Source organism: Stutzerimonas stutzeri (genome assembly GCF_002909485.1).
In the GTDB taxonomy this organism is placed as follows: domain Bacteria; phylum Pseudomonadota; class Gammaproteobacteria; order Pseudomonadales; family Pseudomonadaceae; genus Stutzerimonas; species Stutzerimonas stutzeri_AH.
The window spans coordinates 189,085-203,734 of the sequence record NZ_PPXG01000001.1 but is presented as its reverse complement, the minus strand read 5'-3'; the positions used below and the strand labels follow the sequence as shown (position 1 = coordinate 203,734).

Here is a 14,650-nt window from a genome sequence, read left to right as displayed (position 1 = left end):
TTATTTTGTCCCCGGTATCAGTTCCAAAATCTCTTTGATCGGCAACATTTTTTCGTCACATTCTTTAGAGCGCTGGTGAAGCAAAATGGATTTTGCAGTTTCCAACATAGCTGGATAGGCACTACGCAAAAGCTGATTTGCGTAGATCACAATATTAACCCCTCTTTCCTGCAGCTCCGTCTCGAACACCCGGTTATAGCTTGAGGGCACAACTACCAATGGCTTCCGATTTTCAAATTTTCGGTAATGATCACAGAACTCGAATATCTCGGCCGGATCTTCCTTGCGGCTATGTATCATTATGCCGTCAGCACCAGCATTCAAGTACGCCATTGCTCTTGCGACTGCATCATCCATGCCTCGGTCAAGAATCAGACTTTCGATCCTAGCAATGATCATGAAATCATCAGTGGCCTGGGCTTTTTTACCAATTCTTATTTTTGCGGAAAAATTTTCAATGGTATCTTGTGCTTGAGCAACCTCATTGCCAAAGAGCGAGTTTTTCTTCAGCCCTGTCTTATCTTCGATTATCGCAGCAGAAACCCCAAGGCGCTCAAGCGTACGCACAGTAAATTCAAAGTGCTCCGACTGCCCACCAGTATCTGCGTCGTAAATTATTGGTTTGGTCGTAACTTCCAGCACTTCATTTAGGGTATTCATTCGAGCTGACACGTCGACCGCTTCAATGTCAGGCTTGCCCTTAGCAGTAGAGTCAGTTAATGAACTCCCCCACATACCGTCGAACTCGCGCAAACCTTCAGGCGTAGAGACTTTTGTGTTCTCGATTATCAGTCCGCTCAAAGCGTTATGAATATCAAGAAAACGTAACAATGGTTTGACTTGCAACATTCGACGTAAGGACTTTAAGCGCAGATCGGGGGTTGTACCAATTTCTCGAAGCGCTTTATTCAACTGTGTAGAAGAAATACCCGCAGTATAAGGAATCTCAATCAGCTCGCCGCCCCATTCGGTCAAAGCATCAATAACTCGTTGGCGGGTTTCGCGCTGAACGCCTTCACGCCAGTCATCACCATGAACTACATAATCGGGCTTAAGTGCGCGCAGGTTTGGCACATAATCCAGAGTGGTTTGCGGAACCACACGCGACACGCTTTTAATGTTCTCTATGACTAAGCGTCGCTGTTCGAATTCCATATACGGAATTCGCTTGTAACTGGCTATGGCCGCATCCGTTAGGAGCCCGACCACTACTTCACCATACTCGGCAGCTTTCTTAAGAATATTAAGATGGCCAGGATGAACAAGATCGGCGCTCATGCCAACGTAAACCACTTTACCTGCAGTCATTATTATCTCGATATCTAATACACTGAATGTAAACGACCTACCAATTTACTTGAGGAACCAATAGAAGCTTCGCTACGTATAAAAAAACTGCAAAATGACAAGCACATATTTCACTCATATCAGCCTTAACGCATAACCTACGCCTCGCATTAGCCATGCACCGAACCATTACCAACTGCCTGAGAGAACTCCTCATAATTACGATAGTAATCCTCTTCTGTATAATGAGACGACGCTAGCACCATGCAGACCGAGCCGCTAGAGAAGTTATCCATTTCCCGCCAGATCATAGGTGGTATATAAAGCCCATAGTAGGATCGGTTCAGGTGATACTTGAACTTTGTACGCCCATCATCAAGTGTAATGTCGAAACTGCCTGACATGGCGATCAGCAACTGATGAAGTTCTTTATGTGCATGGCCACCGCGATACGATCCGCCTGGCACATCATAGAGGTAGTAGACCCGTTTGATGTCGAAAGGTATATGTTGTCCGCCCTCAACAAAGGTCAGATTGCCTCGCGGGTCTTCTATCTTCGGCAGGTCGACGATCCTGCAATGCTGTAGTGACACGCCAATGCTCCTATATCTAATTTTGTTAACTTGCCATGAAACTATTGCAGGCATTGATTACCTGGTCAATTTGCGGCACTGACAACCCTGGGTAGATTGGCAGGCTAAGAACCTGTGTGCTGAGCATCTCTGTGACCGGCAAGGATAACTCTCTCATCTCACTGTATGCTGCCTGCCGGTGAATCGGCGTGGGATAGTGAATTAGCGTCTGCACTCCGGCCTTAAGCAGATGTTGCTGTAGGGCGTTTCTGTACTCGCTGCGGACAACGTAAAGATGCCATGCATGAACTTCATCGCCACTTCGCAGCTCGGGTAGATACAAGATTCGCCGATCCAGGTTCTGGGAATAGCGCACAGCGATCTCGTGGCGCGCCTGATTATCTGCGTCTAGATGTCTGAGTTTTATGCGCAGAAAAGCGGCTTGCAACTCGTCCAGCCGAGAGTTGCACCCCTTGCGATCGTGCTGATATTTGACCGGGGAACCATAGCTCTGTAACGAGCGAATGATAGTCGCCAGCTCCGTATCATTGGTCGTCACCATGCCCCCATCGCCGAGTGCACCCAGCGGCTTACCCGGAAACATACTGAAGCCCGCTGCTAGGCTCCAAGCACCCGCGCGACGTGGACCGAGCCGCGCGCCGTGCGCCTGCGCAGCATCTTCCAGTAACAACAAGTCGTGACGCTTGGCAATTTCGGCGAGGGCCTCCATGTCAGCCAAGCGCCCATAGAGATGTACTGCAAGAATTACCCGAGTGCGCGTGCCGATTGCCGCTTCAACGGCTCGCGGGTCGACGTTGAAACTCGACAATTCCGGCTCGACCAATCGTACTTTCAAGCCACATGCACTGACCGCTAAGACGCTTGCGATGAAGGTATTGCCCGGCACGAGGACTTCATCGCCTGGCTGCAACCGGCCTGCCTCTAGCAAGGCACGAAGAATCAGCACTAGGGCGTCCAACCCATTGCCGACCCCAACTGCATGGGCAACACCACAATAGCCGGCAAATTCGGCCTCGAATGCACGGCATTCCTCGCCGTGGATATACCATCCGCTAGCTAAAACGCTTTGCAGCGCGGCAGCGAACTCGTTCTCGAAGCGGCTGTTAAGCATCCGAAGGTCTAAGAACGGAATCATGACCACTCCTCTGCGTCAGCCAACGTGCGGACTACTCGTGCCGGATTGCCCACCACCAGTGTCCTAGGCGGTACGTCGTGAGTAACTACCGCGCCTGCTCCTACCAGAGCCCCATGACCGATAACTAATCCAGGTAGAATTACCGCACCTGCACCAATTGACGCGCCAGGTTCTATCACGGTGGCGGCAAAAGAATCCGGGTAATCACGCGATCGCGGATATAGATCGTTGGTGAAGGAAACATTAGGGCCTATAAATACGTCATCAGCCACTCGCAATCCGTCCCACAATTGCACACAGCTTTTTATGGTTACTCGATCACCGACAAGAACATCATTTTCGATAAAACAGTGTGAGCACACATTGCAGTCAGCACCTATACGAGCCCCCGGCAAGATCACGACGAATTGCCAGATGCGCGTATTCTCTCCTATAGAACTCGACTGAACGTCCGCCAATGGATGAATCATCCTCATATGTTATGCGCCGTTTCCATGTTTTACACACTACCCCCACCGTGATGTAGAGAGCATCTCTCGAAGTTACTCATCTTCGTTTTTTGAGATGCAGTATGGCCCACACCCCTCGGGCGCAGAGCCTTACACGTTCGTTCCACGCTTCATCCGCTGGGACCATAACTACGCACATACCGGATCCTCAGCGATGGCAGTGTGATCTAGCATTCTTGCTGGCTAATCGACAAAAAATTGCCACTGCTAACGCAGCAGCAAAAACCTGGCCAGAACGCACAAAATCTGCTCGAGACGTGCCCGCTCCTCACGACAGAAGGTGATTTATGCACTTAAGTCAGATTAGCTCTTAATCAGCTACCGGGGCGGGAATCGGATAAATTGTTGCGGCTGCTTGTAACGAGCACCGCTTATCCTTAATGCCGGATCAGACTACGACCTTTGCCTGTTCAAGCCGCGCAAGCCGCTCTAAAAATGCCTGTTCATCAAACACGCTTAAACCTAGCTGAGTGGCTTTGGCGAGCTTGGATCCAGCACCCGGGCCCGCTACAACGACACTGGTCTTGGCCGATACGGAGCCGGAAACTTTCGCCCCTAGCGCTTCCAATTTCTCCTTGGCCTCGTCGCGGCTCATGCTTTCCAGCGTACCGGTCAGGACCCAGGTCTGGCCGGCGAGCGGGAGGCCTGCGGCTTCCTTGCGCTCGCTCTGCCAGTGCATACCGAATTCACGTAGTTGCGCTTCGATCATGCGGGCGCGGTTGGCGTTTTCGGGGTTATTGAAGTAGTCGCGCAGTGAGCGGGCAGCTTTTTCGGTGAGGCGTTCGACCTGGCGCAGGTCAAGCCAGTCGGCGGCGATGATCGCATCCAGGCTACCAAAACGCTCTGCAAGCCGCTGGGCACCGGTGCGGGCGATGTAGGGAATATTGAGCCGATCGAGCATATCGGCGAGCGTTGCGCAGGCGGCGAATTCGGGGTGGACGTCGCCCTCCTCCTGCGGCTCGACGCCGCGTTCGCGCAGCAACGCAATCACAGTGCGATTGTGTTCGTCCTCGAAGAAGCTGTGGATCTCGTGCGCAACCTCGAGTCCCACATCGGGCAGGTAGACCAGTACATCCGGTAGCGCTTTCGCGATTCGCTCCAGCGAGCCGAGCGCTCGCGCCAGCAGCTTGGCTGTCTCCTCCCCTACATCTGGAATCCCCAGCGCAAACATAAAGCGCGCCAGGGTGGGTTTGCGGCTGGCATCAATGGCGCTGAGCAGATTGCGCGTTGACGTTTCAGCGAAGCCCTCAAGCTCGATGACCTGGGCATCAGTGAGGCAGTACAAATCCGCCGGGGAATTGACCAGACTCTTATCAACCAGCTGCTCGACAATCTTGTCGCCCAATCCATCGATATCCATAGCGCGGCGCGAAACGAAGTGGATGATCGCCTGCTTGAGCTGAGCCTGGCAGGCCAGACGGCCAACGCAGCGGTAGATCGAGCCTTCGCTGACCGACTCACGACCCTTGCTGCGTTTGATCAGCTGGGTGCGTTCCACCGCAGAGCCGCACACTGGACATTGTTGCGGCACATGCACAGCCTGCGCATCATCCGGTCGGCGCTCAGCAATGACACCAAGAATCTGTGGAATCACGTCACCTGCGCGCCGGACAATCACGGTATCGCCGATCATCACACCCAGGCGCGCCACTTCATCCATGTTGTGCAATGTCGCATTGGAGACGGTAACGCCCGCCACTTGCACCGGCTTGAGCCGCGCAACCGGCGTGATAGCGCCAGTGCGGCCAACCTGAAACTCGACGCCGAGCAGCTCGGTGATTTCCTCGCGTGCGGGAAACTTGTGAGCAATAGCCCAGCGTGGCTCGCGGGCGCGAAAGCCCAGTTCACGTTGCTGAGCCACGGAATTGACTTTGAACACCACGCCGTCAATTTCGTAGGGCAGCGCATCGCGCTTTTCGCCGATGGCGTCGTAGTAGGCTCGGCACTCGGCGACACCATTGGCTAGTTTCAGCTCGCGACTGATGGGCAGCCCCCAGCCTTTCAGCGCGTTGAGAATGCCGATGTGGGTGTCCGGAAGATCACCATCACTACGGCCTACGCCATATGCACAAAGCTCCAGCGGGCGGCTGGCGGTGATTTTAGAATCCAGCTGACGCAGGCTGCCTGCCGCCGCATTACGGGGGTTGGCGAAGGGTTTGCCACCGCCCTCCAGTTGCCGTGCATTAAGTGCCTCAAAGCCGGCCTTGGGCATGTAGATTTCCCCACGCACCTCAAGCACCGCGGGCCAGCCGCTGCCTTGAAGCTTCAACGGGATGTTGCGCACGGTGCGCACGTTGGCGCTGATGTCCTCGCCGGTGCTGCCGTCACCTCGGGTGGCGCCGCGCACCAGATGGCCGTTCTCGTAAAGCAGGCTGACCGCAAGACCATCGAGCTTCGGCTCGCAGCTGTACTCGATCACGGGGCCTTCACCAAATAGGTCCCCAGCGGGCAAGTCCAGGCCCTCGCGCACACGGCGGTCGAAATCCAGCAGATCCTGTTCTTCAAAGGCGTTGCCCAGGCTCAGCATTGGCACTTCATGACGGACCTGGCCGAACGCCGCAAGCGCTGCACCGCCGACGCGCTGGGTTGGTGACTCAGGAGTTACCAGCTCCGGGTGCTCGGCCTCCAGGGCCTTCAGCTCATTGAACAGACGATCGTACTCAGCGTCCGGAACGCTGGGCTCGTCAAGGACGTAATAGCGGTAGTTATGGGCATCGATTTCGCTGCGCAGTTCGGCGATGCGCTCGGCAGCGGTTTGGGCGGAAGGCATAGGACAGAGCCATGGCTGGGGCTGTACTGATTCAGACCAGATCAGTGCCCTTTGGTTGATATGAAAGCGCCGGATTTTAGCCGATTAAGAGCGTGACTGAAGGGTTGCGGGTATTCGGAGGAGCTTGGGGGAGGTGCCGCTGCGGGGTGACTGAAGCCCACCTTGTGACGCATTTCGAGAAAGCATCAGCATCGCGGCACTGTTCCGAGGAGGCATCGGTGGGCTGAAGCCCACCCTACGGTATTGCTCAGCGCTGTTTGACGGTCATCTGACGGCGCTCGAACTCGACTATGCGCTGCCGGTAGTGCTCGATGGTCTGGGCAGTCAGCACGCTGCGCTGATCGTCCTTCAGCTCACCGTTGAGTTCCTGGGACAGCTTGCGCGCCGCGGCAACCATGACATCGAAAGCCTGTTTGGGATGACGCGGGCCCGGTAGACCGAGGAAAAAGCTCACGGCCGGCGTGGTGAAGTGATCGATATCGTCCAGATCAAAGGTGCCAGGCTTGACCGCATTGGCCATGGAAAACAGCACCTCTCCATTGCCAGCCATGCTCTCGTGGCGATGGAAAATATCCATCTCGCCAAAGCGAAGACCGCTTTCGAGAATGTTCTGCAGCAGCGCAGGACCACGGAAACCGTGGGGATCGCGGCAGATGACGTTGATGACCAGCACTTCCTCTACAGGCGCCAGCTCTTTCTGCGGCTGATCCTTTTCGCCCTCATCGTCACCCACCACCGGATCGAGCAGCGTTGGCACGGGCTCGTCGCTGCTCAGCTGAAGATCACCCTGAAACGGTTCGTCCTGACGGCGACGCTTGCCGGACTCACGGGCGCTCATGGGCGGCATGTCACCCTCGTCCAAAGAGGGCTCGTGGTCACGATTCACGACACGAGCCGGGCCGAGAACCTCGGCAGAATCTTCAGCATCAGGAAGGGTGGAGAGGCTACGGTCCAGCTTGAATTTCAGCTTGCCCTTGCCACCGCGCATGCGACGCCAACCGTCAAACAGAATGCCGCCGATGACAATGATGCCGATGACGATCAGCCACTCGCGCAGACCGATATCCATTAATGCATTAACCTCTGACTTCGATGATAAAGACGCATCAAACGATCACTTAGGACCGTTTCATGCGCATCGTAAAAATTGTGCTCTAAGCTAGCACGACGAACGGTAACTTTGCACCGTGCGGTAGTTCTCTTTTTATTGCCTTCCTTGTATCAAAAAGGCTCAAACACGCGGCTTAATCCTCAAGATTCGACCAGCGCGACGGCCTGTTCCACATCAACCGTCACTAGCCGCGAACAGCCCGGCTCATGCATGGTCACACCCATCAATTGATCGGCCATCTCCATGGCGATCTTGTTGTGGGTGATGTAGATGAACTGCACTTTCTCCGACATCTCCTTCACCAGCCGCGCATAACGCCCCACGTTCGCATCATCCAGCGGTGCGTCAACTTCGTCGAGCATGCAGAACGGTGCAGGATTGAGCTGAAAGATGGCAAATACCAATGCCAGCGCCGTCAACGCCTTTTCACCGCCGGACAGCAAGTGGATAGTGCTGTTCTTCTTTCCAGGCGGGCGCGCCATGATCGCCACCCCGGTATCGAGTAAATCTTCTCCGGTAAGTTCCAGATAAGCATTGCCGCCGCCAAACACTTTGGGAAAAAGCGCCTGCAGGCCACTGTTGATCTGGTCGAAGGTTTCCTTGAAACGATTGCGGGTTTCGCGGTCGATTTTGCGGATGACGTTTTCCAGGGTATCCAGCGCCTCGACAAGGTCGTCGTTCTGAGCATCGAGATAGCGTTTGCGTTCCGATTGCTGCTGATACTCGTCGATCGCCGCCAGGTTGATCGGCCCGAGGCGCTGAATGCGCTGGCCAAGGCGTTCCAGTTCCGCTTCCCAGCTTGGCTCGGTCGCCTCGGCTGGCAAGGTGGCGAGCACGCCGTGCAGATCATATCCGTCTTCGTCCAGCTGCTCCTGCAGCGCCTTGCGCCTGACGCTTAGCCCCTGCCAATCCATCCGCTGCTGTTCCAGCTGACCACGCAGCAACTGCGCCTGCTGTTCGGCCTGGGTGCGCCGCTTTTCCGCGTCGCGCAGCTCACGGTCGGCGTCTTCCAATGCAAGTCGCGCATGCTTGAGTTCGTCTTCAACGCCCATGCGTCGTTCCAACAGCTCCTCGAGCTTCATCCGCAGCTCTTCCAGGGGTGCCTCACCTTCCTCCAGATTCAGACTCAGCTGCTCACGACGTTCGATGGCTCGCTCGAACTGCTGCTCCAGCCGTTCCAGTGCCTGCCGGGTGGACTCGTGCTGTGCCCTGAGCGAGCTAACGCGCAGCGCCAGCTGGTGCGCGTGGTCTTTCTGTTGGCGGGCCTCCTGACGAACGCGATCTAGCTGCTCGCGAATTCCGTCCCGCCCAGCCAGCAAAATTTCGCGCTGCTCGGTGTCCTGAGCCATCGCATCCAGCGCGTCCTGCAGTTGCAGACGCGCCTCGCCGAGTTGCTCGGTCTCAATCTCGCGCTGTTCTTGTTGTTCGGCGAGCTCTTCATCCAGCCGTCGGCGGCGCAGTGCCAACTGCTCGAGCCGGGCCTGTCCAGCGGACAATTGTGCCTTGAGATCACTGAGGCCGCGCGCTTCGTCCTGCTCCCGACGGCGCTGTTGCTCTCGCTCATCCTCAAGGCGGGCCTGATCAGCGCGCAGCCCAGCAACGCGCTCTTCGACCGTTGTCAGAGCGACTTCACGCTCATCGCGCTCCGCCTGTAGCCGCTCTAATTCCTGCCCGCGCGCAAGCACACCGGATTCTGCCTTGCTAGCGCGGCTGACCCGCAAAAAATGCTGACCAACCCAATACCCATCACGGCTTATCAGGCTTTCGCCTTCACCTAGGCCGGCGCGCGCGGCCAGCGCTTGATCCAAGGATTCGACAGGCCGCACGAGACCCAACCAGGGCGAGAGGTCCAGTTCTGATTCGACCAGGTCAAGCAAGCTACCGGGGCGATGCGCGCCACCATTGCGCGGGCTGACCAGACGCAGATCACCCTGTTCGAAACTGCCGAGCTCGATCGCCGCAAAATCGTCCAGCAGCACAGCGTGCAAGTCCGTACCGAGCACGGTTTCTACCGCCAGCTCCCAACCGGATTCGACACGCAACCCTTCGGAGAGACGCGGCCGCTGTTCCAACTCCTGCTCATGCAGCCACTCGGCGACACCCTTGCCTGGGTCCATCGCGGCCTGTTGCAATGCCTCCAGCGACGCAATGCGACCGTTCAACCGTTGCAGTTCGCCCTGCAGCTGCTGTTGCGTGAGAGTCCCCTGCTGCAGCGCTTCGCGCAGTTGCTCCAAACGTTCATTGAGAGCGTCCCCCTCTGCCGCCAGTGTTTCGAGCTTAAGCTCACTCACTGCAAGTTGCTCACCGAGCTCGAGGATCGCGACATCTTCAGGATCGCCAGCCAGCAGCGTACGCTCGTCATCCAGGCGACGCTGACGCTCGGCCAACCGCTCCAGGCTCTGCTCCAGCTGCTGGATACGCGATTGCTGAACTTCGGCAGCACGGCGCGGCTCTGCGCTGTGCTGATTGAATCGTTCCCACTGCTCCTGCCAGGCCTGCATGGCCGCTTCGGCCTCTTCCAGCTGCGCAGCGGACTCCTCGGCGGCGATCCCTGAATCCAACTGCCCGGGCTCGAGCATCGCCAGTTCCTCACCCAGCGTGGCGAGCAACGTGCGATCGTGACCGAGGTGCGACTCGGTCTCCAGGCGTGCCTGTTCCGCTTCGCGAAGGTCGTCCTGCAACTGTCGCAAGCGCTGCTGGCCGTGCTGGATACTTTGCTCGACGCGGGCGATATCGCCGCCCACGGAATAGAAACGCCCCTGCACCTGGTTGAACCGCTCAGACAGCTCGTGGTGACCGTCACGCAGGCGCTCGATGCTTGCATCGGCGTTACGCTGCTCGGCGACCAGCGCCTCGAAGGCCACCTCCTGATCACCGATCACCTGCTCGCGCTGGCCCACCTGATCGTTCAGGGCCTGCCAACGTAGTGCCGAAAGCTGCGCCTTTAGCTGGCGCTCCTCGGCCTTGTACTCCTGATACTTCTCTGCTGATTGCGCCTGACGGTGTAGCCGTTCGAGTTGTCGCTCCAGCTCTTCGCGCAGATCGGTCAAGCGCGCAAGATTCTCGTGGGTGCGACGGATTCGGTTCTCGGTTTCGCGCCGGCGCTCCTTGTACTTGGAGATGCCGGCTGCTTCCTCGATGAAGTTGCGCAGATCTTCAGGTTTGGCCTCGATCAGCTTTGAGATCATCCCCTGCTCGATGATCGAATAGCTGCGCGGCCCAAGGCCGGTGCCGAGGAATATGTCGGTGATGTCGCGGCGCCGGCATTTCACACCGTTGAGAAAGTAGGTGTTCTGCGAATCGCGGGTCACGCGACGGCGGATGGATATCTCGGCGAATGCCGCGTACTCGCCGGTCAGCGTGCCGTCTGAGTTATCAAAAATGAGCTCGATACTTGCCTGCGTGACCGGCTTGCGCGTATTCGAGCCATTGAAGATGACGTCGGTCATCGACTCGCCGCGCAGGTTCTTCGCCGAGCTTTCGCCCATCACCCAACGCACCGCATCGATGATGTTGGATTTGCCACAGCCATTGGGTCCAACTACGGCCGCCATGTTGCTCGGGAAGCTGACCGTAGTGGGATCGACGAAGGACTTGAAGCCGGCGAGTTTGATGCTTTTCAGTCGCATGCAGCCTATCCGTGGCAGTCAGCGGGGGAACGAACAAGCGAAGTCGCCGTGAACATCGGAAATCCTGGCATGGAATGGCTACTGGCAAGAAGCCACGGAGTTTATCACGCCGCCCGGTCCTGCTCGCAGCGTGGCGGCGCACAGAACCGCAGCGATGAAAAAAACGGAGAGAGAAGCCAAGGCTGGAAGAAGTCGTCGATCGAGGAGCAGGAGCGTCTTGGAACTAACCGCCCGTCATGCTCATGAAACGCACCACCTGAACCTGCTCGTCGGTACGAAAGTGGTGCTTTTCCGGCTTAAGTTGCAGCGCACTCACCAAGGCATTGCGCAACCGCTCGCTATCACCGGGATAACGCCGCATCAGGCTTTTAAGATCCAGCGCGCCTTCATGCCCCAGACAAAGCACCAGCTTGCCCTCGGCAGTCACGCGCACGCGATTGCAGCTGCCGCAGAAGTTGTTGCTATGCGGCGAAATGAAGCCGACCTGGGTTTCGGTTCCCGCGACCTGCCAATAGCGCGAAGGGCCGCCGGTGGTGTGGCTGCTGCGCACCAGCTGATGGCCTGCTTCGATGCGCTCGCGCACCTCATCGCTGGAGCAGAAGGTGATTTCGCGCTCGTGGCTGGAGACATTGCCCAGCGGCATTTCTTCGATAAAGCTGATGTCCAGACCTCGCTCGACGGCGAAATTCACCAGATCCAGCACTTCGTCATCGTTACGGCCTTTCTGGATCACGCTGTTGAGCTTGATCCGATTGAACCCAGCATCAATTGCCGCATCGATTCCCTGAACCACCTGATGAAGCATGTCGCGGCGCGTGAGCTCGGCAAACCGCTCACGCTTGAGCGAATCCAGGCTGATGTTAAGACGCTTGACGCCGGCGTCATGCAAAGCAGTGGCGAGTAACGGCAGCTGCGAGCCGTTGGTGGTGATGGCCAGGTCTTCCAGTTCTTCGCGAGCACCGAGTCGCCCCAACAGCCCGGTAAGGCCCTTGCGCACAAGCGGCTCGCCACCTGTCACGCGAATACGTTTGACGCCGAGGCTGATGAACGCATCGGCAACGGCATAGAGTTCTTCCAGCGTGAGAATCTGCGCGCGGGGAGCGAAGACCATGTCTTCGCTCATGCAATAGGTGCAACGGAAATCGCAGCGATCGGTTACCGATAGCCTCAGGTAGGTGATGCGCCGACCGAATGGATCGACCAACTGGGAATCGGGCATTGCACTCTCCACTGCTTGCTGCGCTTTTGTTCAGACTATGCGCTAAGCGCGAATCAGGCAAAGTGGTGTTACCAACGGCCATAGGGCTAGACCGCAGCACGACATGCAGCTGACCGATAGCAGTGCTTTAATGGCTCGCTTTGGCGGGCGAGGTTGGCATCTTGCCATTTAGTACCCGGCTGCGCCGGAGCCCGCAGGGTTATGCGGCTCACGACGAAGCGGTGACGGGCGCTGATCTGCCACTTATGCGAGAGACCACGGCGAATGGACAACGACTCCCTAAAAGCAATGAGCTGGCGAGAGCGGCTATACATCATCATATTTTTCACCAATACCCCGGCCGGCAAACGCTTCGATACCTGGCTGCTGGTGATCATCATGACCAGCCTGATAGTGGTGATGCTCGACAGCATCGCCTCGTTCAACGACCGGCATGGCCAGCTGCTGACCAATCTGGAGTGGGGATTCACTGCAATATTCGCCGTGGAATACGTGGTGCGCATTTACTCGCACCCCGAGCCACGCAAGTACATTTTCAGCTTTTACGGCGCCATCGATTTGCTGTCGGTGCTGCCCGCTTTCATTGCCCTGCTGCTGCCTGACGCGCAGTACTTGCTGGTGGTGCGCATCGTCCGCATGCTGCGAATATTTCGCGTACTCAAGCTCACTCCGTACCTGAGCCAAGCCAACTTCCTGCTCGTAGCACTGCAGGGCAGTCGGCAGAAAATCATCGTCTTTCTGCTTAGCGTCACCACGCTGCTCGTCGTCTACGGCACGCTGATGTACGTGATTGAAGGACCTAGCAACGGCTTCACCAGTATTCCGATGAGCATATATTGGGCAGTGGTCACACTGACCACCGTCGGCTTCGGCGATATCACCCCGCATACGCCTCTGGGCCAGGCCCTAGCGACTGTGGTGATGATCACCGGTTACTCGATCATCGCGGTGCCAACCGGCATCTTCACTGCGGAGCTGGCCAATGCCATGCGTCAGGAGAGCCTGCAACACAGCTGCCCAACCTGCGACAAGCTCACCCACGAACCCAATGCCGCTTTTTGCAGCCGTTGCGGCAGCCAGTTGTTCGAACGCCGCGAACAAAACTAGCGATCTCCCCCTGCCCTAACGCCAAGTACCCAATCGGCGTCGGATATAGCCCGTGCTTCGCCGCTTCATCCGCGCAATGACGAACTGCCCGGAAGCAGGACTGTCACATCCTCAGATTCGCATCAGGCAGGATGGAGACCGGCATGCCACTGCTCAAACTGCTGCACTTTGCCGCCCTGCTCTGCTGGTGTGGCTCGCTGCTTTATCTGCCGGCGATGATCGCCGCAGGCACCAAGCGTAACGATCAGCTCTTCTATCGCGACCACGCGCACCTTACCCGCATGGTTTTCACCCTCATCAGCACACCCGCTGCGCTGGTGGCGATCGGCTCCGGCACGGCGCTGTTCCTGCGCGACGGCACGCTGGCCGGCTGGCTGATCGTAAAGCTCACTTTGGTGACGGCCATGGCGCTCTGCCACGCGCTGTGCGGTGTTCTGGTGCTGCGCATCGAACGTGAACCAGACCGAGGCGTCACATACCAGTGCATGGCCCTGGGTGTGCTGGTGCCGGTCTTGATCACTCTCACCCTCTGGCTGGTGCTTGCCAAGCCCTTCTGACTCAAGGAACGACCGCCCCGCATGACCGCTCGCATGGCTCGATTCGACTATCTTCCCCGCCCTGGTTCAGTGCAAGAACGAGGGCTGATGGCCGCCTCTTCCAGTCGGCTCAGTGAGCAGTCAGGAACTGCCGCCTTCGATATCCACGCCAACAGCATGTTCGTAGACCAGTCGCCCGCCGAGAAAGGCTGCAAGCGAGATCAGCACGGCGGTCAGCAGCGAAAGGTACAAACCCCACATGGCGTCGCCATCACCACGATCCATGCCCTGATAGCGCAACAGCCAGTTCAGCGAAGCCAGCGAGAGCATCATCACCGCCAGAATCGCATGGCACCAGGCGGTGATCTTGCGGCGAATCTGTTGCACCGAGACCAGATCGATCACACCGGCGATGCTTGCGATCCAGCCACCGATAGCACCCACACCAGACAGCCAGAGCCCGGCACGCCACCAGAATTCGTCGAGCGTCCACAGGTAGGCAAGGTCTGCAGGCACCAGACCTATCAACGCCGCGACCGGAAAATGGATCATCATCGGATGCAACGGATGACCGGCAATGGCGGCGTTACTGTTGATGGACTCGCGTTCTGTGGCCATCCGGCCCTCCCAGGCACTGAATTGAAACTGGCCGCCCACGCATCGAAACGAGGCGGCAACCCTTTCAAATGGACCACGCTGGCGCTGGCAGTTCCTTTACTGGTTGGCTGCGATGGGCCGCAGTCGGTGCTTTCCC

Annotated in this window: 11 protein-coding genes; 2 read left to right on the top strand and 9 right to left on the bottom strand. The window is 57.3% G+C overall.

Annotation, left to right across the window (positions count from 1 at the left end; translation table 11 throughout):
* The 8 genes from aepX to moaA form a co-directional block, all read right to left on the bottom strand.
* The gene (gene aepX, locus CXK91_RS00905; protein WP_103454546.1) at positions 1–1,308 is read right to left on the bottom strand and encodes a phosphoenolpyruvate mutase; all 1,308 of its coding nucleotides are present in this window, start codon (positions 1,306–1,308) and stop codon (positions 1–3) included.
* Between the two features lie 149 nt (positions 1,309–1,457).
* Positions 1,458–1,880 (bottom strand): sugar 3,4-ketoisomerase, encoded by a 423-nt coding sequence (locus CXK91_RS00900; protein ID WP_103454545.1) that lies wholly within the window; start codon positions 1,878–1,880, stop codon positions 1,458–1,460.
* Between the two features lie 25 nt (positions 1,881–1,905).
* Entirely contained in the window at positions 1,906–3,015 is a 1,110-nt protein-coding gene (locus CXK91_RS00895) for a DegT/DnrJ/EryC1/StrS family aminotransferase (protein ID WP_103454544.1), read from the bottom strand.
* On the bottom strand, positions 3,012–3,485 hold the full coding sequence (locus CXK91_RS22975; RefSeq protein WP_272868023.1) for an acyltransferase: 474 nt from the start codon (positions 3,483–3,485) through the stop codon (positions 3,012–3,014). Before CXK91_RS22975 ends, CXK91_RS00895 begins: the two co-directional genes overlap by 4 nt.
* A 427-nt stretch (positions 3,486–3,912) precedes the next feature.
* Positions 3,913–6,294, bottom strand: coding sequence for an NAD-dependent DNA ligase LigA (gene ligA / locus CXK91_RS00885; protein ID WP_103454542.1), 2,382 nt, complete (start codon positions 6,292–6,294; stop codon positions 3,913–3,915).
* 247 nt (positions 6,295–6,541) lie between these two features.
* Entirely contained in the window at positions 6,542–7,363 is an 822-nt protein-coding gene (gene zipA, locus CXK91_RS00880; protein ID WP_103454541.1) for a cell division protein ZipA, read from the bottom strand.
* Positions 7,364–7,545: 182 nt separating this feature from the next.
* Complete coding sequence (smc, locus tag CXK91_RS00875) at positions 7,546–11,034, bottom strand: chromosome segregation protein SMC (protein ID WP_103454540.1); 3,489 nt, start codon at positions 11,032–11,034, stop codon at positions 7,546–7,548.
* 223 nt (positions 11,035–11,257) lie between these two features.
* Positions 11,258–12,253 carry a GTP 3',8-cyclase MoaA gene (gene moaA / locus CXK91_RS00870; RefSeq protein WP_103454539.1) on the bottom strand — a complete coding sequence of 332 codons (996 nt, stop codon included), beginning with the start codon at positions 12,251–12,253 and terminating at the stop codon, positions 11,258–11,260.
* A 264-nt stretch (positions 12,254–12,517) separates the two neighbouring features.
* Between moaA and CXK91_RS00865 the strand changes: the two genes are divergently transcribed.
* On the top strand, positions 12,518–13,360 hold the full coding sequence (locus tag CXK91_RS00865; RefSeq protein ID WP_103454538.1) for an ion transporter: 843 nt from the start codon (positions 12,518–12,520) through the stop codon (positions 13,358–13,360).
* Between the two features lie 143 nt (positions 13,361–13,503).
* Positions 13,504–13,917 (top strand): CopD family protein, encoded by a 414-nt coding sequence (locus tag CXK91_RS00860; protein WP_103454537.1) that lies wholly within the window; start codon positions 13,504–13,506, stop codon positions 13,915–13,917.
* A gap of 120 nt (positions 13,918–14,037) precedes the next feature.
* Here the strand turns inward: CXK91_RS00860 and CXK91_RS00855 are convergent, their stop codons facing one another.
* Positions 14,038–14,514: a DUF2231 domain-containing protein gene (locus CXK91_RS00855; RefSeq protein ID WP_103454536.1), complete on the bottom strand. Its 477-nt coding sequence runs from the start codon at positions 14,512–14,514 to the stop codon at positions 14,038–14,040.
* Positions 14,515–14,650 lie beyond the last annotated feature (136 nt).

Bases quoted from the DNA above. Each gene is read 5' to 3' on its own strand.
- zipA (WP_103454541.1), bottom strand. From the start codon at position 7,363: ATGGATATCGGTCTGCGCGAGTGGCTGATCGTCATCGGCATCATTGTC.
- CXK91_RS00865 (WP_103454538.1), top strand. From the start codon at position 12,518: ATGGACAACGACTCCCTAAAAGCAATGAGCTGGCGAGAGCGGCTATAC.
- aepX (WP_103454546.1), bottom strand. From the start codon at position 1,308: ATGACTGCAGGTAAAGTGGTTTACGTTGGCATGAGCGCCGATCTTGTT.
- CXK91_RS00895 (WP_103454544.1), bottom strand. From the start codon at position 3,015: ATGATTCCGTTCTTAGACCTTCGGATGCTTAACAGCCGCTTCGAGAAC.
- moaA (WP_103454539.1), bottom strand. From the start codon at position 12,253: ATGCCCGATTCCCAGTTGGTCGATCCATTCGGTCGGCGCATCACCTAC.
- CXK91_RS00860 (WP_103454537.1), top strand. From the start codon at position 13,504: ATGCCACTGCTCAAACTGCTGCACTTTGCCGCCCTGCTCTGCTGGTGT.
- CXK91_RS22975 (WP_272868023.1), bottom strand. From the start codon at position 3,485: ATGATTCATCCATTGGCGGACGTTCAGTCGAGTTCTATAGGAGAGAAT.
- smc (WP_103454540.1), bottom strand. From the start codon at position 11,034: ATGCGACTGAAAAGCATCAAACTCGCCGGCTTCAAGTCCTTCGTCGAT.
- CXK91_RS00855 (WP_103454536.1), bottom strand. From the start codon at position 14,514: ATGGCCACAGAACGCGAGTCCATCAACAGTAACGCCGCCATTGCCGGT.
- ligA (WP_103454542.1), bottom strand. From the start codon at position 6,294: ATGCCTTCCGCCCAAACCGCTGCCGAGCGCATCGCCGAACTGCGCAGC.